This window comes from Rhodococcus erythropolis R138 (assembly GCF_000696675.2).
GTDB classification, from domain to species: Bacteria; Actinomycetota; Actinomycetes; order Mycobacteriales; family Mycobacteriaceae; genus Rhodococcus_F; species Rhodococcus_F erythropolis.
Genome location: NZ_CP007257.1, coordinates 378,210 through 404,337 on the forward strand (window position 1 = coordinate 378,210; position 26,128 = coordinate 404,337).

The 26,128-nt window shown below is 61.5% G+C and carries 29 protein-coding genes and 2 pseudogenes; 13 read left to right on the forward strand and 18 right to left on the reverse strand.

What is annotated here, in order from left to right; all coding sequences use genetic code 11:
- The first annotated feature begins 30 nt into the window (after window positions 1-30).
- Window positions 31-222, forward strand: a complete 192-nt coding sequence (locus H351_RS30755; RefSeq protein ID WP_030003050.1) for a hypothetical protein — start codon at window positions 31-33, stop codon at window positions 220-222.
- A gap of 148 nt (window positions 223-370) precedes the next feature.
- Window positions 371-1,630 (forward strand): DUF7373 family lipoprotein, encoded by a 1,260-nt coding sequence (locus H351_RS30760; protein WP_030003049.1) that lies wholly within the window; start codon window positions 371-373, stop codon window positions 1,628-1,630.
- Between the two features lie 548 nt (window positions 1,631-2,178).
- On the opposite strand, the gene H351_RS30765 is transcribed toward H351_RS30760, so the two are convergent.
- From H351_RS30765 to H351_RS30805, 8 genes are all read right to left on the reverse strand, one after another.
- On the reverse strand, window positions 2,179-2,703 hold the full coding sequence (locus H351_RS30765) for an RNA polymerase sigma factor (RefSeq protein ID WP_030003048.1): 525 nt from the start codon (window positions 2,701-2,703) through the stop codon (window positions 2,179-2,181).
- A 140-nt stretch (window positions 2,704-2,843) separates the two neighbouring features.
- The gene (locus tag H351_RS30770) at window positions 2,844-3,188 is read right to left on the reverse strand and encodes a hypothetical protein (protein ID WP_144440171.1); all 345 of its coding nucleotides are present in this window, start codon (window positions 3,186-3,188) and stop codon (window positions 2,844-2,846) included.
- A gap of 38 nt (window positions 3,189-3,226) precedes the next feature.
- On the reverse strand, window positions 3,227-4,162 hold the full coding sequence (locus tag H351_RS30775; protein WP_051636648.1) for a C39 family peptidase: 936 nt from the start codon (window positions 4,160-4,162) through the stop codon (window positions 3,227-3,229).
- Window positions 4,163-4,242: 80 nt separating this feature from the next.
- A complete protein-coding gene (locus H351_RS30780) occupies window positions 4,243-4,884 on the reverse strand; it encodes a hypothetical protein (RefSeq protein WP_051636647.1) in 642 nt (213 codons plus the stop codon).
- A gap of 902 nt (window positions 4,885-5,786) precedes the next feature.
- Window positions 5,787-7,466, reverse strand: coding sequence for a hypothetical protein (locus H351_RS30790; RefSeq protein WP_051636646.1), 1,680 nt, complete (start codon window positions 7,464-7,466; stop codon window positions 5,787-5,789).
- 154 nt (window positions 7,467-7,620) lie between these two features.
- On the reverse strand, window positions 7,621-8,280 hold the full coding sequence (locus tag H351_RS30795; RefSeq protein ID WP_051636682.1) for a TetR/AcrR family transcriptional regulator: 660 nt from the start codon (window positions 8,278-8,280) through the stop codon (window positions 7,621-7,623).
- Window positions 8,281-8,985: 705 nt separating this feature from the next.
- Window positions 8,986-10,863: an alpha/beta fold hydrolase gene (locus H351_RS31795; protein ID WP_244891543.1), complete on the reverse strand. Its 1,878-nt coding sequence runs from the start codon at window positions 10,861-10,863 to the stop codon at window positions 8,986-8,988.
- Window positions 10,860-11,459 (reverse strand): TetR/AcrR family transcriptional regulator, encoded by a 600-nt coding sequence (locus tag H351_RS30805; protein ID WP_030003040.1) that lies wholly within the window; start codon window positions 11,457-11,459, stop codon window positions 10,860-10,862. Before H351_RS30805 ends, H351_RS31795 begins: the two co-directional genes overlap by 4 nt.
- A 415-nt stretch (window positions 11,460-11,874) precedes the next feature.
- On the opposite strand from H351_RS30805, the gene H351_RS30810 reads away from it, so the two are divergent.
- A complete protein-coding gene (locus tag H351_RS30810) occupies window positions 11,875-12,240 on the forward strand; it encodes a 5-methylcytosine restriction system specificity protein McrC (protein WP_144440172.1) in 366 nt (121 codons plus the stop codon).
- Window positions 12,241-12,411: 171 nt separating this feature from the next.
- On the opposite strand, the pseudogene H351_RS32740 reads toward H351_RS30810, so the two are convergent.
- Both H351_RS32740 and H351_RS30815 read right to left on the reverse strand, forming a co-directional pair.
- Window positions 12,412-12,613 (reverse strand): annotated as a pseudogene (locus H351_RS32740) (response regulator transcription factor); the annotation flags it as partial.
- A 29-nt stretch (window positions 12,614-12,642) separates the two neighbouring features.
- Window positions 12,643-12,939: a YciI family protein gene (locus H351_RS30815; RefSeq protein ID WP_030003039.1), complete on the reverse strand. Its 297-nt coding sequence runs from the start codon at window positions 12,937-12,939 to the stop codon at window positions 12,643-12,645.
- Between the two features lie 1,634 nt (window positions 12,940-14,573).
- On the opposite strand from H351_RS30815, the gene H351_RS30825 reads away from it, so the two are divergent.
- Window positions 14,574-14,975, forward strand: a complete 402-nt coding sequence (locus H351_RS30825) for a transcriptional regulator (protein ID WP_030003037.1) — start codon at window positions 14,574-14,576, stop codon at window positions 14,973-14,975.
- Between the two features lie 849 nt (window positions 14,976-15,824).
- Here the strand turns inward: H351_RS30825 and H351_RS30830 are convergent.
- Window positions 15,825-16,145 (reverse strand): type II toxin-antitoxin system PemK/MazF family toxin, encoded by a 321-nt coding sequence (locus tag H351_RS30830; protein WP_030003036.1) that lies wholly within the window; start codon window positions 16,143-16,145, stop codon window positions 15,825-15,827.
- On the reverse strand, window positions 16,142-16,453 hold the full coding sequence (locus tag H351_RS30835) for a hypothetical protein (protein WP_051636644.1): 312 nt from the start codon (window positions 16,451-16,453) through the stop codon (window positions 16,142-16,144). Before H351_RS30835 ends, H351_RS30830 begins: the two co-directional genes overlap by 4 nt.
- Before the next feature lie 10 nt (window positions 16,454-16,463).
- On the opposite strand from H351_RS30835, the gene H351_RS32175 reads away from it, so the two are divergent.
- Window positions 16,464-16,625 (forward strand): protein-tyrosine phosphatase family protein, encoded by a 162-nt coding sequence (locus H351_RS32175; RefSeq protein ID WP_158510669.1) that lies wholly within the window; start codon window positions 16,464-16,466, stop codon window positions 16,623-16,625.
- A gap of 126 nt (window positions 16,626-16,751) precedes the next feature.
- Entirely contained in the window at window positions 16,752-16,925 is a 174-nt protein-coding gene (locus H351_RS31805; protein WP_338051112.1) for a helix-turn-helix domain-containing protein, read from the forward strand.
- Window positions 16,926-17,069: 144 nt separating this feature from the next.
- Here the strand turns inward: H351_RS31805 and H351_RS30840 are convergent, their stop codons facing one another.
- The 3 genes from H351_RS30840 to H351_RS30850 all read right to left on the reverse strand — a co-directional run bounded on the left by H351_RS30840 (window position 17,070) and on the right by H351_RS30850 (window position 18,413).
- The gene (locus H351_RS30840; RefSeq protein ID WP_030003033.1) at window positions 17,070-17,555 is read right to left on the reverse strand and encodes a DUF6301 family protein; all 486 of its coding nucleotides are present in this window, start codon (window positions 17,553-17,555) and stop codon (window positions 17,070-17,072) included.
- 170 nt (window positions 17,556-17,725) lie between these two features.
- Complete coding sequence (locus tag H351_RS30845; RefSeq protein ID WP_030003032.1) at window positions 17,726-18,118, reverse strand: hypothetical protein; 393 nt, start codon at window positions 18,116-18,118, stop codon at window positions 17,726-17,728.
- On the reverse strand, window positions 18,108-18,413 hold the full coding sequence (locus tag H351_RS30850; RefSeq protein WP_144440173.1) for a hypothetical protein: 306 nt from the start codon (window positions 18,411-18,413) through the stop codon (window positions 18,108-18,110). The genes H351_RS30845 and H351_RS30850 overlap by 11 nt, the downstream gene beginning before the upstream one ends.
- A gap of 1,168 nt (window positions 18,414-19,581) precedes the next feature.
- Between H351_RS30850 and H351_RS30860 the strand changes: the two are divergent.
- Window positions 19,582-20,197, forward strand: a pseudogene (locus H351_RS30860) (flavodoxin family protein).
- Window positions 20,198-20,259: 62 nt separating this feature from the next.
- Here H351_RS30860 and H351_RS30865 read toward each other — a convergent pair.
- On the reverse strand, window positions 20,260-20,715 hold the full coding sequence (locus H351_RS30865) for a hypothetical protein (protein WP_030003029.1): 456 nt from the start codon (window positions 20,713-20,715) through the stop codon (window positions 20,260-20,262).
- Between the two features lie 388 nt (window positions 20,716-21,103).
- Here H351_RS30865 and H351_RS30870 point away from each other — a divergent pair, with 388 nt between their 5' ends.
- Window positions 21,104-21,685 carry a GAF and ANTAR domain-containing protein gene (locus H351_RS30870; protein ID WP_144440174.1) on the forward strand — a complete coding sequence of 194 codons (582 nt, stop codon included), beginning with the start codon at window positions 21,104-21,106 and terminating at the stop codon, window positions 21,683-21,685.
- Between the two features lie 246 nt (window positions 21,686-21,931).
- Window positions 21,932-22,336: a VOC family protein gene (locus H351_RS30875; RefSeq protein WP_030003028.1), complete on the forward strand. Its 405-nt coding sequence runs from the start codon at window positions 21,932-21,934 to the stop codon at window positions 22,334-22,336.
- A 318-nt stretch (window positions 22,337-22,654) separates the two neighbouring features.
- Here the strand turns inward: H351_RS30875 and H351_RS32840 are convergent, their stop codons facing one another.
- Window positions 22,655-22,783 carry a hypothetical protein gene (locus H351_RS32840; RefSeq protein WP_276328053.1) on the reverse strand — a complete coding sequence of 43 codons (129 nt, stop codon included), beginning with the start codon at window positions 22,781-22,783 and terminating at the stop codon, window positions 22,655-22,657.
- 166 nt (window positions 22,784-22,949) lie between these two features.
- On the opposite strand from H351_RS32840, the gene H351_RS30880 reads away from it, so the two are divergent.
- The 3 genes from H351_RS30880 (at window position 22,950) to H351_RS30890 (ending at window position 24,901) form a co-directional block, all read left to right on the forward strand.
- The gene (locus tag H351_RS30880) at window positions 22,950-23,663 is read left to right on the forward strand and encodes an SOS response-associated peptidase (protein WP_030003027.1); all 714 of its coding nucleotides are present in this window, start codon (window positions 22,950-22,952) and stop codon (window positions 23,661-23,663) included.
- Window positions 23,664-23,765: 102 nt separating this feature from the next.
- The gene (locus H351_RS30885; protein WP_030003026.1) at window positions 23,766-24,569 is read left to right on the forward strand and encodes a hypothetical protein; all 804 of its coding nucleotides are present in this window, start codon (window positions 23,766-23,768) and stop codon (window positions 24,567-24,569) included.
- Window positions 24,566-24,901: a hypothetical protein gene (locus H351_RS30890; protein ID WP_030003025.1), complete on the forward strand. Its 336-nt coding sequence runs from the start codon at window positions 24,566-24,568 to the stop codon at window positions 24,899-24,901. The genes H351_RS30885 and H351_RS30890 overlap by 4 nt, the downstream gene beginning before the upstream one ends.
- 116 nt (window positions 24,902-25,017) lie before the next feature.
- Here the strand turns inward: H351_RS30890 and H351_RS30895 are convergent, their stop codons facing one another.
- On the reverse strand, window positions 25,018-25,374 hold the full coding sequence (locus H351_RS30895; protein WP_030003024.1) for a hypothetical protein: 357 nt from the start codon (window positions 25,372-25,374) through the stop codon (window positions 25,018-25,020).
- 333 nt (window positions 25,375-25,707) lie between these two features.
- On the opposite strand from H351_RS30895, the gene H351_RS30905 reads away from it, so the two are divergent.
- Entirely contained in the window at window positions 25,708-26,094 is a 387-nt protein-coding gene (locus H351_RS30905; RefSeq protein WP_030003022.1) for a hypothetical protein, read from the forward strand.
- Window positions 26,095-26,128 lie beyond the last annotated feature (34 nt).

Sequence of the window (26,128 nt, forward strand, 5' to 3'; positions counted from 1 at the left end):
GATGGCAGATCCCTGCTGCATACTGCCCATATGACTGATCGCTGCGATGAAGAGTTGGCGATGTTGGCTGACATCCGAGCGTATATCCGCACCGCAGAAGGCCCGGATTTCCCCATCTCGACATCTGTGATCGACCGAGTGCTCGACGAACGCAACAACGCCCGCCTCGGACGATCCGCGGAATCCGATATCGGCCTGCCAGTCGACGGGCAGCAAGGATGAGCGCTCTCCACGAGAGACATCATCGAAGCAGATGAACAAATTTCGAGGCTGTGGGAACAAAACCCACCGCCATCCCATCTGATTGTCGAGGTTCCTTACCTGGTCGGTTCGGCCGGTTCAGGTCGATCACGCAGAAATGAGTGGGGACATGACAGTTCTGAGAGAGGGAAAGATGCGCGCGAAAACCTTTGCGCCCTTGGTGGCCACCGTAGCGGCAATCGTGTTGGTGACCGGATGCTCGAGCACCAGCGAAGGCCAGGCGAACGCCGAAAGTGAGAGCGGAGGCAGCGCGACCGTCGCTGCCCAGGGCGCCGCACCTGGGGAGATGGATCCCGGAACGTACCGCACCACTCCTCAAGCAGATTTCGGGACCGTGACCAGCGTCAACTCCGGCCGCTACGTCGAAGGGCAGCGGATGGCCGAATTCGTCGTGCTCCCCACCGAACTCGACCCGCTGCTGACAGGTCCAGTGGGGATGTCGACGTACGTCATCAAATCCGGCAGCGCACTGAGCGTCCTTCTGACAGGTAAGTCGCCGGACATCGCCGAACGCGAAGGCATGTTGACCGGGTTCTCTACCTCCCGCTCCTATGAGGACAAGAAGGCGGACAAGTCCATCGTGCACGCTGTGCTCCGGTTCCCGGACGCCGAATCAGCGCAACGGGCAGCGGTAGATATGTCCGCCGATGACGCGCTTCCCAGCGAGTATTTGCCGGGAGGGGTATCTACGAGCATCGACATCCTGCCGGACACACTGACCACCACTCGCGAGAGTTCCGACGGTACGTTCAGCTCGAATTCGTTCACCCCGCACGGGCAGTACATCATCTACACCTGGGCCAGCGCTCCGATCGCAGAAAAGGACTGGACGGCGCAGATCACCGCGAAAGCTCTCGAACAACAGGGTCCGATGATCGACAAGTTCCCCGCGACCGCAGCCGACAAGTTCGCCGAGCTACCGATGGACATCGACAAGGTGTTGGCGCTGACGATCCCGGAGGACGACGGCAACCGCACTACCAGCTCCGATGCCGTCTACGGGCCCCGTGGGTCGGCGCACTTCTCAACGAATCCGACATTGACGCTGGACTTCATGGACAAATCAGACACGACGTTAATGGCACGTTCGGGAAGTAATGTCTATCGGTCCGAAAGCGCTGAGGGTGCAGCGACACTGTTCGATTTGTTCAAAGGAGACATCGTCGACTCCGAAGGATTCTCTCCATCCGCCAACCCGCCCGGTGTCCCGAACGCGGCCTGCTTCACCAAGGACAGTCCGCAAGGAACGTACAACTACTGCATCGTCCACCAAGGACGGTACCTCGGTGAAATGAGTGCTCTCGACGACGAGACGAAGGTCCACCAGATGACCACTGCGCAGTACAAGATCCTCGAATCCGCGAAATAGCATCTACAGCAACAATATCCGGTGTACACCTTGAGAGGTGTGCGCCGGATATTGTTTTCGAGGTGACGGGGCACAGACCCACTTGGGGGGTGACGAATGGGAGTCGACCTCCGCCACGACACAGCCTCAACTATTCGGGGGGAGGGCTCTGCGTTGCCGCCGGGCACCATGGGTGCCGAGAAAAAGTTACACAGTCACAGCTGCTCCGGATGAGGCGTGAGGCTGCCTCAGTGACACGGTGATGCACGCGGGGTGTGGGCAAAAGACCCTACCGTCCTTCAGATTTCGCGGCAGCTGAGATGCTGTGGTGTGCCAAAAGTGCAATGGCATCGCCTTCAACGGTTGATCAGTGAACGAAGATAGAGGGAAACCTCATTAGTCATCGATGCCGTCGACCCGTTTGTTTGTCCTAGCCAGAACACCCGAAAGGCCCGGACACAGATCGACATGACGATCATCGCGGTGCCGCTGCTCCGAGCTAGTCGGGTACATCCGACCCGGGCGCGAGGATTCTTCGGGCAGGGACAGCCCTCGTCGCGAAATGGCGGTCAGCGGGTGGGCGCGAGCGCGGTGATGAGTTGTTTCCGGGCGCGGTTGATGCGGCTTTTCACTGTCTGGATGCCGACACCCTGGTGTTCGGCGATGTCCGCGTAGGAAAGTTCAGCGAATTCGCGGAGCACGATCGCGACCCTGAAATCTTCCGGAAGCTCAGCAAGGGCCGTACGGACAGCGTCGACGTCGGCGACGCGGTCTGCAGTCAGCGAGGCGGGGTCGTGCAGCTCGACGAGATCGTCCGGTGCAGTCGGGTCTGGGGTACGCCGTCGAATTGTTGCCAGGGCGGCGTTCGCGGCGATGCGGTGCAGCCAGGTGCTGAATCTCGCATCTCCCCGGAAGCGGTGCAGGTTCTGCCAGGCCGCGGTGATGGCGTCCTGGAACGCGTCCTCGGCGTCGTGATGATTGCCGGTGATCTGCAGGCATACAGCCCACGCGTGGGTGCGATGTCTGCCGACCAATTCACCGAAGGCACGGCTGTCGCCTTCGCGGCACAGCTGCAGTAACGCAGTGTCGTCCATCGGTCCCCTCGGTTGGTCAGCGGTCAGAATATATGCCCCAGGTTGCCCAGGCATGACACGGCCGATCACCTGTCCTTTTTGTGAGGATTCAGTCGGCGTGAGAGACGTCCGGGTGGCTGACACCGTGGGCGGCGCTGATGTCACATGCCGTCTCCGAGATCGATGTCATCGTTGATGTCCTCGTCGTCGCTGTCGTCGGGGACATCGACGTCTCCGAAGTACTCGAGGTCCGGATGAGCACCACCGCTGTCGCTGCTCACGGTGTCGTCGTCGAACGTCCCGATGTAGTCAACATCGTTTCCGGGGCTCACGGTGTCGTCCATCGGTGGGGCGAGTGTGTCGTCGGTAGGGGCGCTGTCAGGGTCGAGCGCATGCACGAGAGCCGCGGACCACACGTCTTCGGGCGGTTCCGGCAGCAACGACTCGCGTGGAATGCCGAGATCGTCGAACAGACTGCCTTCGTCACCGGACATTGTGGATCTCACTTTCTCTGATCATTCGGCCGCGGCCTGCGTGCGGTGAGTCATCGATGCGTCAGGGTAATGATCGCCCACGGCCTCGGAGCCAACGCAGCGACGGTCGGATCGACCGCGGAATCGGCAAGGTCGGCATCCGGCGCATCGGCGACGAGCATCTCATGCCCGGAGTCTGACCACGCATCCTCGAACCTGTCGATGGGGACCTCGAGTTGATTCCCATCCGGATGGCCAGGATCGGAGAGGATGACCACGCCACGTTCGGTATCGATTCCGGCGACTACAAGCGCATGATCCGGGGTGTCGTCTTCGACGGTTTCCTCACCGGGATACCAGATCTCACCGGAGTCGACCATCGCAACCACCCCATACCCGTCGGACAACTTCTCTTCCAGATCGCTGATCGAACTGGTTTCGAGATGGCACGGCACCCCTTGGTCCTCCATGAGGATTTCCATGCTCTTCGACGTCATCCCCTGCGACGGATCACCGTTCGGGAACAAACCGAGCTCGAGCGCACGGTCGACGAGCTGCTGCGGGTCGCTGATGTCGAGACCCGTGTATTCGGAAACGATCTGAGCGACGGACGACGGGCCGCAGTATCCGTCGACCTCCTGGTAAAACCAATCCGCCGTCCATGCGGTGGGCGTTCCGTATGTTCCGTCGTCAGGGCTCGGGGTTCCGTCGGTCTCTGGTGCCGGTGCCTCGGCGGGATCGGGAAGTGAGGCATCGTCACGAGGCGGGGGAGCGGGTGGCTCGGGCGACGGTTCGATGTCTATGTCGAGTTCGGGGACAGTCATCGTAGGCATGGCTGGCATCTCATTCGGACTAGGTACCGCGTCCGGAGCGTCGTCCCACATGGTGGGCATCGCAGGCATGTCGATCCCGGCGCTGTCCCCGAGGACATCGGCCCCGTCATCGGTCGGCGTCGGGTCGCCGGCGTAATCGGTGTCGGCGAGGTCGGTGCCGAAATTCTCGTCCATGTCTTTCCCATCAGATGTCGGCACCGAAGTGCGAATAACGAATTGCCCTGCAGAACAGCGAAACCGAAATCAGACTTCAGTCAGAGATCTATCGCGTCGGGAGCTGGTGGCGCGGTGTCAGGGGTCTCGGCGGGATCAGTGAAATCGGGTACCGGATTCCACTGACCGGTCTGACCTGGATCGGTGACGAACTCGTCGGCGAAGCCGTCGCCGTCCACGTCGATGCCCGCGAAGTCGAGAATTCCGTCATCGTTGGTGTCCACGATGACGGTGTCGACTCGGCCGTCGCCATCGGAATCGAAGTCCGCCTCGTCTGCGAGACCATCGAAGTTGGCGTCGAGGACGACACCGTCGATGCGGCCGTCGTTGTCGACGTCGATCTGGGTGACATCGGCGTATCCGTCGCTGTTGCTGTCGATATCGATCACGTCGAAACGTCCATCTCCTGCAGTGGATGTTTCCACGACATCTGCGACTCCATCACCGTCGACGTCGTGCGTGATCTGATCGACGTCACCGTCACCGTCCAGATCGATCTCGATGGTGTCGACGATGCCGTCGCCGTCGAGGTCGCGCGCCGAGCCGAAGCCACCTTCGGCGCCGGAACCCGATCCCGGAACTGTTGAAGGGGCCGCCGTGTCCGCGCCGCTGTCAGTGAAATGGGCGTCCTCAGGATTGCCCGTGATCTGAGGATTCGAGGAGGTGCCGCTCGGAGTAGCCATCGCAGAAGTCCCTTTCGCTGTGGTGTGACGCAGCGACCCTTTCGCTGATGTCGACAATCAGATGCACCACAACCACAGAAAGTTCCCGAGTGGATGAAATTGGTTGGTTCTGTAGGTTTTGCCCACCACTGAAGCAGGAGGTTCTCCTTAGCCGGAGGATCGTTGTCGGCTCCAGCATGTCGAGCAGTTCGGCCGCGATCATTCTTCGCTCGGTCGCGGCCGACCTTCGCCAGTGCGCCTCCCTGCACATTCGACACATGATCGGTGCCACCACCCCACAGGTAATACACATAACTGCGCTCGGGATGACTGTCAGAAACGCAGACACGCTCCGATGGAGAGATAAAGGGTGAGCCAGGTTTCTGGGACCCATCACAGTTCGGCAACCGGAGGAAGGATCTAGGTCCGGCCACCCAAGAGAACGCCGAAGCCCCTGCGGGACCTTCCGATATCGGTTCGTGCTGGGGGGAGTGGCGTTGTCTCATCCGTCGATGCCTCAGAAACGGCGTTGGCCCCGACACCTCAATGCATCACCGACGTTAACGGACCAACCCCAGAAGGGCTTTGGTGGCCGAAAAGCCGCCCGCGTTACTCGGCCAGGCTGCGGCCGGTCGATGGTGAGATCGGATGCGTCGAGGTTTTCGGCGTTGGATCGTTTTCTCGGAGGCTATGTCGTCGTATTGCCGTCGTACACGGTTCTCTGCAGCAGTGCATGATTGCCGACCAAGCGGCTGCTGTGTGTGAACGGGCGTTATTGGTCCAGCTTGCGCCCGGAATTCGATCTAGACATTCTCGTAAAGGTGGGGTGGGTAAGAAATCCTCCTACCCAACCCACCCTTGTTACCAGCGTCCCGTCACATTCTTTTGACAGTCATGATGCGGTGGCCTTCCCACGAACGTCATCACGAGGTGGGTGCGTCTTCCGGAGGCAGTAGGTGGGGGCATGTCTGTGCACCGGCCGCGCGCGCTGCTCGTTCCGCCGGATAGCCACCCGCGAGTTCCTCACGGGGGGTACTGTCGAGGGCGAGCAGCGTGTCACCCATGACCAGCGTCTGTTGGTGCATCCGTTCGAAGTCGATCGCGTCGGCGCCGAACGACGGAGCCCACAGGGACCACGGTCCGGAGATTCCTCCGATGGTCGGAATCAGTCGCTTGTGGAAGCTTGTGCCGAGGCCGCCGAAGCTGCAGAACATGGGCACTCGGGCCGGTTGCGGCTTGTCGAAGCCCCGCAGAACTGCCGTTCGGTCGAGGGGATGAGATTTGACCGCTGCTACCAATGCGTTGACCAGTGCTGGACTTTCCGTTCCGGCGAACCAGGAGTACGGCTCACCCGCCCCGGTGAATTCGAGTCGTTGACCGGGGCCGTCCGTTCGATCGACAGGCAGAATCTCCCGCGTGCCCATGTGCTCGACGGAGAAGTCGAAGGCGACGGATCCGCCGTCGTATTCCTTGTCCAACTCGCTCGCGTATCGATCCGTTCCCTCTTGCGACATGTGCAGATGTGCACTGGCGAAGACGAACTCATAGGTACGCGGACGGCATTCGAGCGGCAGACGCGAAAGATACTGCGCAAGTGCCAACACTGCGGCGCTGCCATTCTCCTGCACCCAGGTCGCCCCGTCGGTATGGGTGTTGATCACGATCTTTTCTGGGCTCTGCCCCGGGATCGTGGCGACCAGGTTTCGGGTAGGAGCAGTGTCGACGTCCGCCAGAACAGAGATCTTCGCTTCGGTTCCGGATTCTGCCAACTGCTTGAGGCGGACCGCTTCGTCGACGCCTGCCCACACCGCGGGCACAGTGAAGTGCGTGCCGGTGTGGGGGTCGAAGTAGCCTTGAATCTGTTCTGCAGGAACATTCCACGCGAGAATGAGCCCGGCTGCGCCCGCGAGTCCTGCTGCCAGCGGATCGTTTTCCAAGGCCGCGGTGAATGGGCGTTCGTAGTCACCCGCCAGCGGGAAGTCGGGTGTCATGTAGTGAGAGAATGCAGCGAAGGTCGCATACGGCACTGCTGGGCTCTGGACGTCGCGAATCACGATGCGCCCCTTTGAGTTCTCCGGTGTGATCGCGGTGCCGGGTGGAAGGTAGACCAGCGGAGCCGTACGACCTTCCTCGCCCGTAGGCAGTGAGTACGGGACCGCGCCTGCGGTCCGAAGGACTTCGGGTGCAGCATCGGGCTGCAGCACCGCCAGCGTGCCGGCCGCCACCAGGTCGCGGCCAGGGCCGTCTGTCGCCAGTGGCGACGGCTGCCAGCGCTTGATCTGATACTCGTCCGATGCGATCTCGACGCCTGGTAGTGCACGCATGCTGTCTTCGACCCAGTCGATCATGCTCTCGTGCTCGGCACTCGCCGTCGAACGGAGACCGAAGCCGGCAATCTTCGCGTTGAGTTCGCGCAGATCGTCAGCCGTGGCGAACGATGCCGGATCGATCGATTCGGGGCAGGCCGCGACAGGGCCCGCCGAACCGAACGAGCCTACGGAACCGGTTGAACCAGTGAATGGTTCCGCGTTCGCTTGGGCGAGGCTCGTGATTACGAGCAGTGTGGATGCCGCAATCGCGGGGATCACGCGACGAAGGATCATGAGGGAGTCTTTCTGTTCGAGCTATAAAAGTTACAAGGGTTTCTTTTATGCAGGTTCGTATGACGCAAGTCACGCCGAACTTCTTCGAGAAGCGCCATCCAGGAACTTTGCGGCCCGGTAAGGCGCAGTTCGATACAGCTCAGTGCTGCACGGTTCAGTGCGACACGGCTGAAAGCATGGCTTCGACCCACACGCCGGCCTCCACCGAAAGCGACTCGATCGACCCGCTTCCCGGCTCGTCGAGAGCATCGGACGCTAGCTGCCGAATTGCATATACGGCGCCGACATAAGCGCTCAGCGGAACTCGCGGATTGCCGGGGGCTCGCTCCCGCTCCGCTTTCAGTACTTCTGACATCCCGACCAGTGCCGCTCTTCGTTGCTTGCGCGCACGTCGCCCGAGCGCGTCCATCTCCACTTGAAATGCCCGGGCGACAACAGGGTCCGCGTTAAGCGCACTCAGATAGCCCTCGACGATATCGGAGATGGCGTTGCGGTCCCAAGCAAAGGTGCCGACGGGCAAGATCTCGCGGATACGAGTGAGTAGAACTTCGATGAACCGCCCGTACGCGGCAAAGACGCACGCATCCTTGTCGGGGAAGCACTCGTAGAACGCGGCTGGCGAAATCTTTGCTCGCTTGGCAATCTGACGGACTCCGACACCCTGATAGCCCGACTCCGCCATCAGTTCCGTCGTGGCGATCATCAACCGCTCACGCTGCGCAGTCAGAACGTCTTCCCTGCTCAGTTCATGTCTACCTCGCGGCAAATCGGGTGGAGTCGTGAAGAACACGCCCTCGGTAATTCTCGCCGTCACCACCCCGCCTCTCACCGCAGCATCCTCGACCTGACCGAAGTGAGAGTAGTCAACGGACCGCTGCGCAGTCATTTTCCCCGAGGCGCGGAGCCGCGGTTGTCACCACCCGTTCCCGGCAGATGCATCGCGTGGTGCGTCATGCCGGTCCATGCGGGCGCCTGGTTCTGTTGGTAGCAGAGAAGGTTGTATCGACGAATATGCCGAACGATGCCCGCCCCGGTCACAGTTTCCACCATCTGTTGACCGGGGTTATACACCGTCGACGACAACCAACTTTTAGGAATGGTTTCTTTGCTCCACGACACCGAGAAGTTAAAGATCGAACCGTCCGCAGCAGCCAGCCTCCCTGGAGCCTTCCAACTCGTAGCGCTCTTCGAGCTGGGGTGAGTTGTTCGCATTGACCTCAGAACGATTCAGCAAAGCAACGCATATTGCCTGGGCGACCGGCGGTGGATTCGTCCCGGACGCAGAAATGGAGAAGTACATTGCACGAGGAAGGGCAGCGTTCGTCCAGACAACCCGGATGAGAACGTACTGCGGCGCCCTACGCCCCGACGCCCCGAGTGAGGCGTTGAGACGGACGGCCGCGAACTAGTCGGGTGCCTGCTTGCTGAACTGGATCAGCAAGTGGGCAGCCGCATTGGGGAGTGCGGAATCAGTGCCGGCGGCCGGGAAAGCGTGGTGTTTCTCGGTTGGCAAACGCGGTCAAGCCTGCGCGGGCGTCATCGGAGTCGAAGGCCTGTTGCCCGTAGAGGGCCCCGGCGTTGAAGGCGGCTTCGAGTCGCATGTCGCCGAGTTGGAGTGCTTGAACAAATCGACGAGAGCATCGGTATGGGTTAGTTGCGGATGGTGCCCGGCACCCGGCAGCGAGATCAGCTTGATGTTCGGAAGTGACTCGAGCTGCGCAACCGCGGCCGGGTCGATTGGGTCTTTGCTTCCTGTGATGATGCGGACCGGGCCACTGAATCGCCTAAGCGCTTCTTGGAGTTCAGCACGCCACCGCTTCGATCCCGCACGGGCGAGATGCTCGGCCACGCTCTTGGAACTGCTTCGCTCGAGGTCACTGAGACTGGAAACGAGAGAATCCGCGCTCGCTTCTGATCCGGTCAGTTTGCGTGAGAGCCGTGCCGGGTCTGCGTGTCGCAAGTAGGCGCGTACGAGCGGCTTCAGTCTGGCCGAGGCACCCATCGGGGCCTGGAGGAAGAACGGTGCGATCAACGTGAGGGACTTCACCTGCGCCGGGAACCGGTCAGCCGCAACTACTGCAGCAGCCGCACCGATGGAGTGGCCGACGAGGTCAGCAGGTTCACCAGCTACTACCGCCGGCAGCCACTCATCCCAGTCCTGAACGCCGGCCCCGCTACTGAGGCCGAGCCCGGGCAAGTCGACGACCCGCCCCTCGATGCCGGCAGCTACCTCTGCCCACGTGTCCGCGTTCACGGGCAAGCCGGGAAGAATCACCCGACTCGATCCTCGTACGCCGAGCTCAAATGTCCTCAGGCCGCCGACGTCGACGAATCGACGGTCGGCGGACATGACGGCACCAAACCGATGCGCTGCCAGGTAGTCGGCCCACCGTTCGAGGGACACCAGCACGTCGGGCATCAGGATCCCGTGTCTGTCGGCGAACTCGACGGCGGACTCTGTCGGATAGCGGTCGGCGGACATGAAGGTGAGGGTCTCGGGATCGGCCTTGGTGATCTGCTGCGGGAGCCGCTTGATGACGCCGATCGGAATCCTGACCCGCGGGACCTTCGCACCGAGATGCCGACCGACGTGTGTGAGCAGGTCCGCTAGCGGTGGGGTGTCGTCGTGGAGAACCCAGTAGGCCATGCCCTCAGCAGCGGGATCGACCGCAGCTGCCGTCATGAAGGCCGCCAGATAGTCGACCGTGACGATCGGGAGAAACGTCGATTCGTTTCCAGGCAACGCTGCTGCGGTGCCGTTCCAAATCTGCTCGACTGTGCTGGCCAGCCCGATGTGCTGGTCGGATTCCCCGGTGGCGCTGTCGCCGATCACGCTGGACGGATTGACAATGGTCCAGGGAACTCCGTGCTTGAGGGCTCGGGCCTGGAAGATTGCGTCGGATTCCACTTTTGACGCTTCGTAGGCGCCAAGGTCCTTGTAAACCGCGGTGCGGTGATCGTCGGGCCATGGAACCGTTGTGGGGTCTTGTCCGCCGACGCGGTAGCCCGACACGTGGATCACGCGCTGCAGGTTGGGGAGGTCCTTGGCGAAGTCGATCAGCTTCTCGACGATGCCGACGTTCGCGCTGCGTGCCTCCTGGGCGGTCATTCCGAATCGGTAGGACCCGGCGCAGTTGTGGATCTCTGTGATGAAAGGGAACGCCGATGGGCCACCCGCGACGATTTCAGGAGCGTCGAAGTCGACGATCGTCGTGCTGATGCTCCGCGTCAGGCCATGCTCTCTGACCCATCGCTCGACACGGGCCCCGGACTCGGCGGTCCGAACTGCCGCCGTGACGTTCGTACCAGCCTCGGCGAGGGTCAGGACGAGGTGCCGACCGACCAGACCTGAGGCCCCGAAGACCAGGGCGTGACGGGAGACGTCGCGTGGAGTCATCGCGTTCCGCCAACGGTCTGGCAGCGCTGGTTGATGAGCTCCGCAACGATGTCAGCGGCCGAAATCAGGGGTTGCGTGTTTTGCGTAGCGCGAGAGACGATGACCGCCCCCTCGATCGTCGACACAACAACGGTCGCCAGGGATCGGGCCTCGTCGGGGACAACGCCGCTGGCCTCGAGAAACGCGGTTGTCAGGGCGATCCACGACTCAAAGGCAGCGGCGCACGCCTGCCGCAGACGCTCGTTCTCCGCGCCCATCTCCAGGGTGACGACAGAGACCGGGCAACCCCGCCGGAAGTTGCTCTCGCTGACGATGGTCGTCAGGGCCTCGATCGCGGCGCGTGCTGCCTCGGCCGCATCGACCCGGGAAATCGCGGCCTCTGCAATCAGCGTCCCGAATGCCTCCGTGGCGAGCTCAATCGCTGCGACGCCCAGGCCTTCCTTCCCGTCGGGGAAGTGGAAGTAGATCGACCCTTTCGGCGCTGCGGCGTGTTCGATCACGGCGTTCAGGCCCGTCCCGCTGTAGCCGCTGGTCTGGATGAGCTCGAGCATGGATTCTGCGAGCCGTGCCCTTGTCAGGTCTCCTTTGGATGCCATGAAGCCAATAATAGACCGGTCTACATATTATTTTCAACCGAGAGAATACGTCGACAAAGTTATGGAGCGTGTCGCGCAGGAGCGGGGGAGCCGGTCGGGAGAACCCATGCAGTGATCGTGCAAGTTTCCCCGGTCGGGATCGTCTTCGGACGGCACCGTGGATCTCGATGCTCGGTACGGTCGTGCTGCTCTGGAGAAGAGCCTGACCACCGGTGAATGATCCAGTCATGATGACCCTTTTCGAGCGGCCACCATGCGGTCACCGCTGTGCCGGTTGTCTGGTGTGCCGACCGCAGGTTGCGTTGACGCCGGAGGGTGGGTGCTGCACCGTTCGCGGCCACCGGGCTGGTCACGGTCACACCCACGACCATTCCCGGCGTGTTCGCACTGACCGCCGCCGAAGAAGATCGGGGCCGTGACCATCGATGATCTCACTGTGAGGGTGGAACCGAAAACACCGATCAGCCGCGTGATGTGGATGATGGGCTACGCCGGTGCTCCCGCGTGGTGGTCACAGCACACCGCACTCGCCGACACGGATACCGACCGGGTCGCGGCGTTGGCCGAAGTGTTCGTCGTCGCCGCCGAGCGCGCAACTGCCCGCGGGTTGCTCTCCGGCTACCGCGAAGTCGAAGACTCGGGCCCGGTCCTGCGCGGACGGCTACGGGCGGGCGATCAGATCACCCGACGATTCTTCGCTCGCACTGCCTGTGGAGGTTCGCTACGACGAATACGGGCGAAGACATCGCCGAAAACCAGCTGCTGCTCGCCGCCACCGTGATCCTGCTCGGTTCCGCGGTAGTGCCGCCTCGTCTGCAGACGAGGCGGGCCAGGGGGCGCCGCGCCCTCGCCGACGTCACACCGCCCAACCCTGGCGCCGAACCGCCGCCGGCATGGTGCGGGCATGGTGCGGGACATCGGTCCAAGTGTCGGTCGTCCCTCCGGTTTCCCGTCAGGCCAGACCTGCCCGGTGGGCGACAATCGCCGCCTGGACACGGTTATCGGCATGGAGTTGGACCAAGGTGGCGCTTACATGGGCCTTGACGGTGCCCTCCATCAGATGCAGCCGTCGCGATCTGACCATTGGACAGGCCTTCCCCCAGCAGTGTGAGGACGTCCCGCTCACGGCTCCTCAGTCGCTTTACTCTCGACTTGATCTGGTTGAGGCCGAGCGGGCTTGGGATCAGGGGTTGGCAGGGGAGCCAATGGTGCCGTGAACTGGGCGCCATTGTTCTATCGAGGTGTTCTCGATGAGGTTGTGTTGGGCGAATGGGTCTTCCAGTAGCAGTGCGTTGAGGTTTTCGATCGAGTCTGATTTGAAGATGAGGAGTCCGCCGTTGCCGCTGGCAAAGGGGCCGGAGCATTGCACGATGTTCCGTTCTAACAGGTCGGCGAGCCAGGTGTTGTGCGCTGGTCTGTGGTTGCTGCGTGCATCTGCTTTTGTCTTGTCGAAGGCGTGGGTCACGGCGAATGTTTCCATGTCTAGTCTTCCAATTATGTTGTAGGGGAGCGGTTTAGCGTGTGCCCGCGATTGCTGTCCTGGTGGCCGGGATCTGCTGGGCGGGGTTGAGGAGGATCGAGCGGGCGATCGGGTCTGCTTGGAGCAAAGTTCGGGAGTTGACGCCGGGGCGAGCGCCGATTGCGGTGACCCACTGGACTGATTCGATGGGTGGGCCGAAGGACGGTAGGTCTGCAATCCGGATCCTCGTGAATGGCAATGTGGTGAATAACAGTTCCGATATCGGGGGTTATGACGTTCGCGGCGGAACTGCAGTCAGCTACCCGTGGACCGCCGGGGACAGGGTGAAGGTTCAGTACAAACGAATCAGCCAGTTCGGCACCACTATCTTCACACGAAGCGGCTTCGCCGTTCTGCAAAAAAGGGTGCCACTACCGGGATTCGGTGGGGGCGTCTTTTGCTGTTTCATACGGCGTGATGGGCCGAATAAACAGGGCCGAGTTGGTTGGCCCCACAGTAGAGGTGGGGGCTCTGTTAGGTCTTCAGCGGACGAGGCGGTGCCCGAGAGGTACGCCGAAGGGCTGAGCCGCGGCTAGTGAACCGAGTGATCGGGCTACGAAGGCGATGACGAGAGCTCCGGTTGTGAGGCCAAGCGCTTTCCGTTTCACGACATCTCCGTTTCGAGGCCCGTTAGATTCTGCAGGTTCCGGTCGCAGAAAGTTGCCAAGGGTAACTAGGTCCGGGCTTTTCATTCTGTAACAGGGCAGCCCCGACGGCCACACAAGATAGGGGACCGTCAGGGCTGGTAAACGAACAACAGCAGCGCTATGCGTTTACAGTCCGACCATACCTGCAACGGTAGCCGTATCGTAACTTTGGGGTCTTTTTCAACTCCGACTTCACCCTCTGCCGCAATTAGGCGGGGTGCGTGAAGCGTGAGCTCACAGTGGCAACCCGAGACGAAGTCGAGAGCGACTCTCGGATCGAAATGACATCCGCAGGACAGGAACTTCGGTGATCTTGCTGCAGCCTCAGCCGTTCGGCCGGCGAGATCCATGGGCCGTCGTAAACCACGCTGCTGCAGCGTCGGCATTGCGTGCAGTATGCACCGTTCTTCATCAGCTAATACAACTCTCGCTGTCCGGGGCCCGACCCGTGAAAGATCTTAGTCGGCGCAGTCGAGGCGAGAGCTGTCAGCTCGGGACTGGGCAGCGTGGCTGACCGTGTTACCGGCGTCGAAGTGCCGCGGCAGCGGTATACCGCATGAGGGGAAGGCCAAAACTCAATCTCGTCGGGCATTTTCAAGATCCTGAAGGGCCACCAGCGAGTGTGTGATCAGCACGCTGGCGGCCCGGGGTGCGCCGAGAACCGAGGCGGAAGCGGCGCACCGTTTATGGTGCCCTGCCGACTATCTGGGGGGGGAGATCGCGTCGGCAGGGCATACGCCATACCCGAAGTTGAGGGTTCGAGCGATGCCGCCGACGAAAATCTACGGATCCGAGGGTTCCGATACCAGTCTTCGCGGCGTCACAGATACTTGAGTGTTGAACTATCCCAATTCATGGACAGCGCACGGGTACAACTGATCCGAGCGCGAAACTCTCGAACTGTTTCGCTGCGCGAATGTTCAGAAATTCCGTGGGAAAATAACGTCCATGGCTTCAGGATTCGCAGCTTGGGTTCGAGACCAAATCGCAGCCCGCGGCTATGAAAGTCCAGAGGAAGCAGCTCGGACGCTCGGTGTGTATCCATCGCAGATGCGTCAGTGGACAACAATCGCGCGGTCCCCGACCCCGCAGGTGCTGCGCCGCGTCGCAGCGTTGTTCGATGCGACGGTGCAGGAAGTGTTGATCGCCGCCGGGTTCATGACTGAAGATGAAAACGTGCCATTGTCACCGACAAGAGTGTCGCTGCAGCAATTGTCGAACAAGCAGATTCTCGACGAGATTCGACGCCGAACTGCCGGAGACGTGGGAGGGCCGCCGATTCCTGTGCGCGTGGACGGAGTTCTTTATTCTCCAGATGGCCCGCCCACAGCGTCCGTCAGTAACACCTAGGCGGGCCGCACACGCCGAGCCGGCAAAGGCGAACGTGCACGAGCGATACTACTTCGCGGGTATGGGGCCGAACCACGATTGGTGGTTGCATACGGTGCTCTTGTATCAGGCAGGCACTTCGCCTGCGGATCCATAGCGTCTCTGACTCGACGTGGCGGCGCGAGCGTTGGAGAGACCCACCCCCGGCGAGTACACAGCCGGAGGGCAGGCCTTGCGCGGCCGAACTGACCACTCAGAATCGCCGCAGCAACGAAATGCTATCCAATTTCCGCGTTCAAAATGCCAGATAGTACTTCGAGTTTGCGATCCAAGTGCGAAAATTCATTGCCGATAACTTGTATCCAGTCGTACTGGAGCTCGCATATACTGCGCTACAGTGCATCTGGACTTCATGGGCGAATGCTGTCATAGGTCGGACCGTTGTCGTCCAAAGATTCCTCGGATAGCATTTTCGGACAGGACTATTCGTCTCCGAGTGTGGCTTGTCCAAGCCGCCGGAGCCGCCGCTGTCCCGCTCCTCCTTCGATCGAGCCGAAGATGGTGAGCGAACAGATCGTGCCACAACCACTTTTTGTCGCCGATGATCTGCTACCGCTAATTTGCAATAGATAGCCACCCCGTCGTGGTGGGGCTGGAAGTGAGCCACAGGATTACTCGCCGGATGGTGAGGCCTGTTGCTCGCGTCATTTCACGAGATCGACGAACCGGGCGATTGAACTTTTACGTTTCGTCGAATACTCGCTGGTTCCTACCCTGGCTTGCGCCACCGTGGTGGCGCTGAACGGTGTCCGCGACAGATATCCGCCCGCCTCTTCGATCGCTTGAATTCACCGACCCGATAGTTGCCGCTCAGGGCAGTCCGAGTGCGATCGCGAGTGCTTTGTTCAGTTTGACCACGGTGGCGGGGGAGAGCGATCCCGCGGGCCTGCTTGCGGCGATTTCGTCGTCGAAGAGCTGGATGAGGTCATCCGCCAGGATCGAACCGACGAGAGGATCGGCGGCCCCGAGGGTGACGGCTGTCGGAACGCCGGGCTTCGGTGTGGTGGTCACGCGTGCGGCGAGGACTGTGTTCAGGTTGCGGTTGCGGACGTTGTTGGACACCACCACCCACGGCTTCTCGCCATGTCCCATATCGAACCAGTAGATCTGACCGCGAAGCGCGGCCGTCATTCGTTGTAAGCCTGGTCGACACGCTCGGCGTAGCGATTACGACGTGTTCGCTGCTCACTCAGACCCTCCGCTTGATCCTTGGCAAGCTCGGCATAGCCTGCCTCGAGCGCCTTCTCGCGCAGTGATTCGGCGCCCGCACGCAGCAGGGCTCGGGCGATCCCGGATTCGGAATTGTCACGGATGGTGATGTGCTGCTGCTGAGCCCATTCCCGCAGGATTTCTGCTTCGCGCCGTTCGGGGTCGGCGAACAGGGCGAGTTCCGCCTGGTCGTCGCTGTCGAGTGTTACGGGCAGCCGTTTCACATCCATGTTTCATATTATGACTCACATTGTGTGTCACGGCAATGAGTTTTCCGACATAGCCGAATTGTCGGAGGCATTGGTGCGGGCCGTACTGCTGCACTCCTACGCCGGGTCAGGACGCTCCGGCATCTTCATCGGATTCGGCTCAGCACCGGTACGCCCACTGACCGCTCTCTAACATCACCGTGCCGGCCTGCCCCCTGTCCGGGGCCGGGCCAATACGACCACGCCGCGTGGCAAGCTGATCTTCCACATCTTCGGCGCCCTAGCGGAATTCGAGCGTAACCTCATCCGTGAACGCACCATGGCAGGACTGTCCGCGGCTCGCGATCGCGGCCGCGTCGGAGGCCGGCCATCCTCGCTGACCGCAGCGAAGAAGCGGCAGGCGAACAAAATGCGCGGGGACGGCGTATCCATGACCGAAATTGCGGAAGTGTTGAACGTCGCCCTCAGCGCCCTGTACCGGAACTTGCAGTGAGAAAACAACTTTGACGTGATTTAGCGGGTTCGTGACTCGCTGAACAACTTGGCAGGGTTTTCTTCGAAGCTGACCTGCAGCCGCTATACCGGCCGCTGGAAAAACCTGTTCCCGCACCGGATGCGATCTCGCCGACCTCGATCGCTAGTCCTCGTACTCCGGTTCGGGCTCATCCACCCATGCCTGATACCCCGGACTCGTCAGTCGCAGGTGGATCGCGCTGGGGCTCATACTGAGTATGACGACCACTTTGGGCAGGTCCCACCGGATAGTTGCCTCAGGTCCGGGCTCGGAGTACGTGGGTATCGGAAGGACGGAATTCAGTGCCGCAGTGAGATTCGCGAACCCTGCGTTCCGCAGCGGGCGCACGACTGTCATGGGCGTAGCATCATCTGCCACGTCCGTGACGAAGATCGAGATCCAATCCATTCTGTGTTGCCGCCCAAACATGTTCGCCTTCGGCCGACTGACATGCAGGTTCGTCCTTATCGAGGCGCCAGCATGCCTGAGTTCGACGAGCTCCCATCCAGCCTGTGCGCAGAATGGTTCCAGGTCGTCGACGGCCCAGGTCCAGTCGAATTCTGCGGCGAGGCGGGCGATCCGGGTGGCGCCTTCGATGTCGACGTGCATGTGTGGATGCTAATTCCTTGTTGCTCGTTTTTGACGAAGGCCCAATGCCGCACAGTGGCGCCAAAACGAACGATTCTGAGGCACTGCCGTCGGTACCTCAGAGACGCATTCGGTCCTAATCCGCCTTCCCACATGCGTACTTCAATGCCTCTGCACGATCACATGGCTTGTCAGTTGCGGTCGACCGACTCCCAATCCAGTGCGTCAAGCTCGGTGTAATCGCCTTCGAGCCAGGCCCACAGCAGGGCCACGATCTGTGCTTCGTCGTTGACGACAGCCTGCCTGCTCGGAGCTGGCGGCGGCGCATCGCACCATTCGAGGTCGAAGTCGGTGGCGCTGTTGCGATAGGCCTGGATGAAACCGGGTTCGTCAGCTCGGGCCACGACCATGAAGGTGTTACCCCGCTGCAGTTCGATGCAACGCACCCAGTACTCGAGGTGCTCACGGGTCAGTGTCGTCAGCTCTAGGCCGCCCACACTCACGTCGAGATTGCGGTGGATGACAGGCACCGGATCCGGCAGACGGTCGTCCCACGGTCCGGCGAAGCGCGGATCAGAACTCATCTTCGTACTCCCAGCCGTAGTGCACCTGCGCGTGCGACACCAGCTGGGTAGCCCGCGCCGTCAGCATTTTCTCGAAGTCGGGCGCCCAGCGGTAGAACCCGCTGAAGATCAGCTTGTGATCGCCGGAATCGGCGTGCACGGACAGGTCCGCCCCCTTGCCCCGCATGCTGACGAATACTTCGTCATCCATTCGATGTTCCCGCATGACCTTGGTCAGCAGCATCGTCATGCCAACCTGCTCCCGGTCGTCGCGCAACCCGGAGATTTCCACGTGGACACCAATTTGCACAGACACGCCGCCGACTATATCCGCGCCCACCGACACCTCCGTCGCTGCGAGCCTCTGAGGAACCGAACTGATTCTGGGCACTGCCGTGGGTATATCCGATGAGATCGCGAGCTGCGAGCGGACCCGACCCGAAGCCATTTGGCTCGATCCTTAGAGTTCACTTTTCTCTACGACGGTGCTGCGCAACGCACAGCGGAGTATCCGACCTTGGAGGAAGCGATCCGGAGTATCGAATTGGGCCAGGTCGATCGCACGCTGTGGAGCATCCAGTACATGGATCGTGAGGGCGGAACCCGGGTCTACCGTTTCGCCGCGGAGCGCGGCGACAGTGATGAAAGGTAGAACCCGCGCAACTGAATGCACGGACCGAGAATGCGGCGTGACGCTGATTTGCGCCGTGTGATGGCGTAGGCCTGAGTACTGCAGGTGTGCTCGATTCCGTTTACCGATCGTCGGCACCCGGGATGCGCCGTGTCATCATCCGTGGCGGGCGAGATCAGACGGGCCGCGGGCGAGGCGGCTGCCGGGTAGGGGCTGTGTGAGAAGTATTCGAGGAGGGGGTTGACCTGGCTGCGCGGATCGACGGGTAGCCGTCCAGAGTGTGCCCATTTCTCAATGTTGTTATCACAGTGCGGGTTTAGCGCGTTTCTGTCGACGTCCGCGTGGGTAGATGGGGTGCAGGATGCGGTTGACCGGCGGGTTGCCTCGTTGGGTATCGCCGGGTCCGAAGGTTCCGCCCGGTTGAGACGACAGCCGGGGGAACCGCTCGGGGCTGGCAGTGTGGATTGGTCTCGTCTGGCGGGTCAGCGTCCGATCAGCGACCTACCAGAGAAGTGGCGGCGGCGAGAGATGTCTGCTCATTGATGGTCCACTACCCCTCGACCTGCAGTGAGGGACACGTTTGCCTCGAGGACAAGCCGGGTAGGGATAGTGCGATCCACCGGTAGCCGAACCCCCAAACTTCGTTACCGGTGGATCGCCAGTGTCGTACCTGACCTCTGCCGGGTCGCGGTACATACTGCCCGTCGGGTTTCGCTCTCGGAGCCCGACGGGGTTCTGTCCGTGAGCGCGCCGAGGGGAGGGGCGTGAGCGTTGAGGACGCATGCACGAGACGTCAGGCGCCGGTCGCTCGGGCGCTGGTGTGCGCGGCGCCGATCTGGGGTAGTTGCCGGACATGACTTCCTTGACTGCACTTGCGTTGACCTGTTCGCTCAAGCCGTCGCCGGCTCCGTCGAGCAGCGAGTTGATCGCCGATCAGGTTCTTGCAGAACTACGAAAATATGACGTGGTCGGCGAGAAAATTCGTCTGGTCGATTTCGATATCCGCCCCGGTGTCGACGCTGACATGGGTAACGGAGACCAATGGCCGAAGATCCGCGATCGTATCCATGGCGCCGATATCGTTGTGATCTCCACTCCGACGTGGTTGGGACAGATGTCGAGCGTAGCCAAGCGTGCCCCTCGAGCGCCTGGATGCGGAACTGTCGGAGACGGACGAACGAGGCCGACCGATTCTGTTCGACAAGGTGGCGGTGGCCGCGGTGGTCGGCAACGAAGACGGGGCCCATGCGATCGTCGCGTCCTTGTTTCAGGCGCTCGACGACTGTGGCTTCAGCATCCCCGCACAGGGGTGCACGTATTGGAACGGCGAGGCGATGACGCCCGGCGACTACAACGACCTCGAAACGATTCCTGATGCGGTGGCGTCGACGAATGCGACCGCAGCCCGCAATGCGGCCCATCTCGCGCGTCTGTTGCGAAGCCAGCCGTACCCCACGGCGCAGAGCTGATTGGGCGGAGGTTCTGGGGAACGGGCACTGGCGGAAGTGATGCTGTTCGCCCCGTTGTGTGGTCACCATGGTTGCTGTTCGTGAGTTGCGGCGGCGACGGTGAGCACACGTGCCACCTCGACCGGTGGTCGGCCCCACAGGAGTGCCACGTGTTCGATCGCGGTTATTGCGATGTCGAACAGAGTCGGTATGACGTTGGCGCCCAATGCCTCAGCTGCGGGCACTTGTTGATGCAGGTCGAAGTAGACGATGGCGATCGTTGCTTCGCGGAGATGGCGTGGCCCGGGAAAGACGGCGTGGCGGTGGGGGGTGTATTTCTCGATCACTGCCAGCGGGTGGCTGTCGAGCAGGAAGGCGAGCAGATCCAGCACTGTGGCGCACAGGATGGTCGCTGAGATGTACCACTGCTGATAGGTCAATCCTGGCGTGTCGCGCAGAGTGTCGCAGCCCTCATCGTCGTCGGTGATGTAAGCGCAGATCAATGCCGCACAGTGTTGAACGTGGGTTTCCCGCGGCATGTGCGACTCCTTGGGGGGCGGATATGTCTGCCGGTACCCGAAACGGGTGATCGGTGCACATCCGCACGTCCGCGCCCGCACCCGCGAAGCAGCCGCCGATCGCCGGGTACCGATGTCCGTACGGCGATGCCGATTTCCGTCTCCCGCAGACCCGAGGATGTCCTTTTTGTCGGTATGTGTAAAAGTCTTCGCTAGTGACGCGACGGGTGAAGGGAGAGCGGGATCGTGGAGGCATCGGAGGGGCCTGTTCCGGATATCTACGAACGGATCTCACATCTGGCGCGAACGGCTCATGGAACACTGCGGGGCGGTGTGAAGTCTGCGTCGGAGGTGCTTGAGGAAGTCACCGAGGGCGCGGTGAAACTGCGACGGTGTCGATCATGCCGGTGTGACGTTGGTGCGGCGTTCGCGGCCGGGGCATCGCCTGGACAACCTCGAATCTGTCGCGACGACGGGCGCGGTGCCGAGGCGCTTCGATGCATTGCAGCATCACTATGGTGAGGGCCCGTGTTTCGATGCGATCTGGTTCCGTCAGACGGTCCGGATCGACGATGTGGGGTCGGAGGCGCGGTGGCCACGGTTGATGGCTGCGGCGCTCGAGCAGACGCCGGTCCGGTCGGTGCTCTCGATCCAGCTGTACACCGACGGTCAAGAGTTGGGAGCGCTGAACCTGTTCTCCGACAACGCCGGTGGCATCGATGACGAAACCGAGGAGCAGGCGTTCAATCTGGCTACTCATGCGGCTATTGCGCTGTCGAGTGCACGGCGTGGCGAGCAGTTCAGTAGTGCTCTGGCTTCTCGTGATCTGATCGGGCAGGCCAAAGGGATGATCATGGAACGCTTCGACCTCGATGCGATTGCGGCGTTTCGGCCTATTCGGACCCTGTCTCAGGAAATGAACGTGCCGGTCATCGAAGTGGCACGCCGACTGGCTCTGCGGGAACAGCCCGTCGCGGACGGCAAGGAATAACGCCCTCGCGGATTCCGCAGCAAGCAAACGCACAGCCCACGACGAATCCGCGGTATGCCACCGGAATTGACGAAGCCGCCGGCACCGAAAAAGGTGTCCAGCAGCTTCACAGGGGCCGGTACCCGCCTTGCGCCTCGCGGCAAGTGGCCGCTCGAAGCGGGGCATGTGCACAAAGAACGCAGGTGGGGCCGTCGCGATAGGGTGACTTTCTGGAGTGGTTTACGGTGATGAATGAGGTGCACAACCATGGGATTCTCGGTCGAGCGGTTTGACCACATCGTGATCAACTGTCGTGACGTCGACGCCACAGCCCAGTGGTACGCGACAGTACTCGGAATGACGATCGAGCGATTCGGCCCTACGGCGCGCACTGCGGTGAAGTTCGGCAATCAGAAGATAAATTTGAGGCCTCTCGGAACGGTGGAGCAAGACCCGGGCTGGACCACCGGTGCCGTCGAGGCGGCAGGTTCCGAGGATTTGTGCTTCGTCACGTCGGCGTCGCCGGATGCTGTCAGTGCCCACCTGGAGAGCTGTGGGGTGGAGGTGCTCGACGGTCCCGTGACCAAACTAGGTGCCCTCGGAGAGATGGTGTCGCACTATTGTCGGGATCTGGAGGGCAATCTCATCGAGATTGCCGTCTATCCGAATTGAGCACGCCGAGAACGGCTTACGCCGTGGCAACCCGGTCCGATGCTGACTCAGTCGCGGTCGCATATTTTCGTAGCAAGCGAGTATCGCGCACGGCCCACGACGAATCCTCGGTCTCTCGCCGGAATTGACGAAGCCGCCGGAACCGAAAAGGTGTCCAGCGGCTTCACAGGGTCGATGCCCGTCTTGCGCCTCTCGGCAAGTGGCCGCTCGAAGCGGCATTTCTTTCGGTGGTACCCGGGGCAAAGAACGTCAGCACCGACAGCCTCTACAACGAACAACCCCGAAGAGTTATTCCGCACCGCTGACCAGTGCAGGCGATCATTTCCGGGGGATGATCGAGCGCAGCACGAAGCGGAAGATCGCCGCGGTTCCGGCTCCGACCGCGACACCGGCCACCACGTCGGCCCGAAGAACCCCGACGGTGACACCGAGGACTGTTGCGGCCACGATCGCCAACGCGACATCCGTGGGCGCCGGCCGAGGACTGGTGATCGCACTTCCCCTTCCTCGACAGTCGACGACGTACTCGCACAGATCATCACACGCCGTTTCACGCGGAAGTCGGACCCACGCTGTTCAATGGGACGAGAACCGATTACGGGGAGGTCAGGCCATGTGCGGGAGATATGCAAGCACAAGCTCGAGCAGGGAATTGCAGTCCTTTTTCGACACCATGCAGACCGTCGGCGACGAACTGCCACCGTCCTACAACGTCGCCCCCACACAACCGGTCCGGGTGATCCTCGAACGAACCCCACGCGAGGAACCCGGCGCCGAGCCCCAGCGCCAGCTCCGGACCGTCACATGGGGCCTGCTGCCCGCCTGGGCCAAGGATCGAAAGATGGCCTCCAAACTCATCAACGCTCGCAGTGAAACCGTCACGGAGAAACCGTCATTCAGAAGTAGTGCATCCAAACGGCGTGCCATCATTCCCGCGAACGGCTACTGCGAATGGATGAAAAGTGAAGCCGGGTCCAAGATTCCATACTTCCTTCACGGCGAGGACGACATCCTTGCAATGGCCGGACTCTACGAGTTGTGGCCCGATCCCGAACTGCCCGAGGATGATCCGAACAAATGGGTATGGACCTGCACGGTCCTCACGAGGCCAGCAACCGATGCCACGGGACACATACACGACAGATCCCCCCTGATTTTGCCCGAATCGTTCTGGGAACACTGGCTCGACCCGAACCTGACCGACAAAGGCGAAGTTCAAGCCATGATCAACTCCGTTCCTGAGCCGCACCTCGAACCGTACGAAGTCTCGACTGCTGTGAACTCTCCCAGGAACAACAATCCGAGTTTGCTCGACCCAGTGGCCTGACCGTAGCGATCCGGACCTTTCCGATACGGTTCTGATCGAACTTATGTTCGAGTATCCTGGGTGTGCGGGACGTACGCGCGGATGCAGGAAAGCGGGGCGACGATGAACCAACAGCCCCACTCATCAGCAACGACAGTGCTGACCAAGGCAGAAAAGCTCGAACAGCTACGCCGCAAGATGGCCTCGATCCCGGCCCGCTCCGACGGCACCGAACTCGCTACGCCGTCGGTCATGCTCAAACCCGTCGGCGAGCGCGAGCCAACTCCGATCGTGGCCACCACGCAATCAACCCTTCGGATGCTTCCCGTTCCGGAGCCGATCGGTGACCTGCTCCCACGCGGCGGGTTGGCCCGAGGAACCGTCGTCAGTGTCGACGGCGCAGCATCGGTCCTCATCGGACTACTCGCCACCATCACCGCAGACGGGGGACACGTGGCGGTGATCGGCATGCCTGGTCTCGGACTTCTCGCCTTCCACGAGCAAGGTGGCGACTTGGCGAAGGTCGCGCTCATCCCTGCGCCGAAGGACGCTGCAATCGACTGTGCAGCAATTTTATTGGAGGGCTTCGACGTGGTTGTCCTGGGGCTCTCTGGTGGCGCTGTGACGCCCTCTCGCGGACGAGCTGTGGCCGCGCGAGCAAGGAGTAAGGGCTCGCTGCTCATCGTCACTGAGGGGAAATGGGAGGGTCCGGATCTGCGGATCTCCTCGCGAGTAGCCGGATATACAGGACTGACAGCAGGGAGAGGGCGAGTGACCGGCGTTCGGCTCGACGTCGCGGCAGCGGGCAAAGGGTTCCAACAACGCACAGGCAGCCTGGAGATCCGCGACGAGAGCGGACAGCTCTGCTGGGCCACCGTCGACGACAACACCCTCGCAGCGACACCACCATTGAGAGCAGCGCAATGATCAACACCGACCACTGGGCCGAACGATGGCCTGATCACCCTGTGATCAGGACCTTCGACGAGCCCAGGGCGGTGAAAGTCGACATCGGTCGGGCGCTGCCACTCGGACGAGGGGGAGCATCACGCGCCGATCATGTGAGCATGCGCGTGAAAACGTCCGCGCTCTACATGTCCGGATACCTGGACGGAGCCTTGAAATTCTGGGCGAAAATGCACGACGGGCAATGGCTGGCCGGAGTAACTGTGCGTGTCACCGATGCCGGCGGAACCAACAGCGTCGACATCGACATGCTGGTAACCGCCGATGCGGTCACCGAAGCGACGGAGACCTGAGGAATCAGCTTTCGGCCGCTGCTCGTTCGAAGTAGATATGGTCGGGGAATCGATATCTGACACCGGCGGCAGCGCTCGGTTGAGCTGTCTCAGCCGAGCGCCGGGCAAGGACGAGGTCAGAAGTCTCCTACGAGGTACTTCTTTGTTTCGTTGACCTGACTCTCAATCGTCGCTCTGCACGATCTCGTCAGCCGGATCACCGGTTGCGAAGTAATCCAGCTGCATTCGTCGGGGGTGAAGCCGAATCGTTGTTGCAGTTGAGCTTCGAGATCGGCTGTATCTTCTGACGTTGAAGCGATCTGTGCCAGTTCGACGTGGTGGTCGATTGCCCACAGTGATGCGTTGAGCCCGGTTAGTCGTTCGCGGGCTAACTGGAGGTCCGCTTCTGGCTCTGGCACCGAGACCTCCTGGAAGTGTTGATCGCCCGTACCCGTCTTTCTCCAGTTCGGGCTCTTGTATTCCACGGTACCCATCGAGAGTCAGATATTGGCGTCGTACGATTCGAATTTGATGTCGCGTGGAGCTTGTACCTGAACTGTGGAAACAAAAGTGTGTACCCCCCTTTATTTTGATCGTGTAGGGGGTACGCCTATCTTTTGACGAAGCGAACGGAATCACTTCTCAAAGAGATACGAGCATTCGCCAAGGCTGCGGGGCTTGAGATCGATGAGACCGAGGGCGGAAATCACACCAAGTGGTGGTCGGAGGACGGCGCACCGTTGTCGCCCGGCATTCGGGAATTCCGAGTTGGCGGCCAAGGCAATTCGCAAGCAGCTCGGGATGACCGAGGCACGGAAGGGGGATAAATGAAGGGCACAGCACACGCGGTCCGCTCCGGAGACTGGTGGGCGGTGGACGTTCCCGAGGTCGACGGGCTGTTTACCCAGGCCCGGCGTCTCGATCAAATCCCGGCGATGGTCGCAGACGCGGGAGAGTTGCTCACTGACATTCCTGCAGCCGAGTTCGAGGTCACCCTCGACTACGAGTTGGATCCGGCCGCACGCCGCGAGATCGAGGAAGTCAAGCAGCTCAACGCCGCCGCTCAGCGGGCGGTCGACGAAGCCTCGTGCCAGTCGCGTGCAGTCGTCCACGACCTGCGGCAGCGCGGTCTGTCTGTCCGCGAAATCGGCGTTATGTTGGGCATTACCCCCTCGCGGGTTTCGCAGCTCGGCAAGGGCAAGGCCACGGGCTGAACCATTCACTTGTGCGTTGCTTGAATGAGTTGTC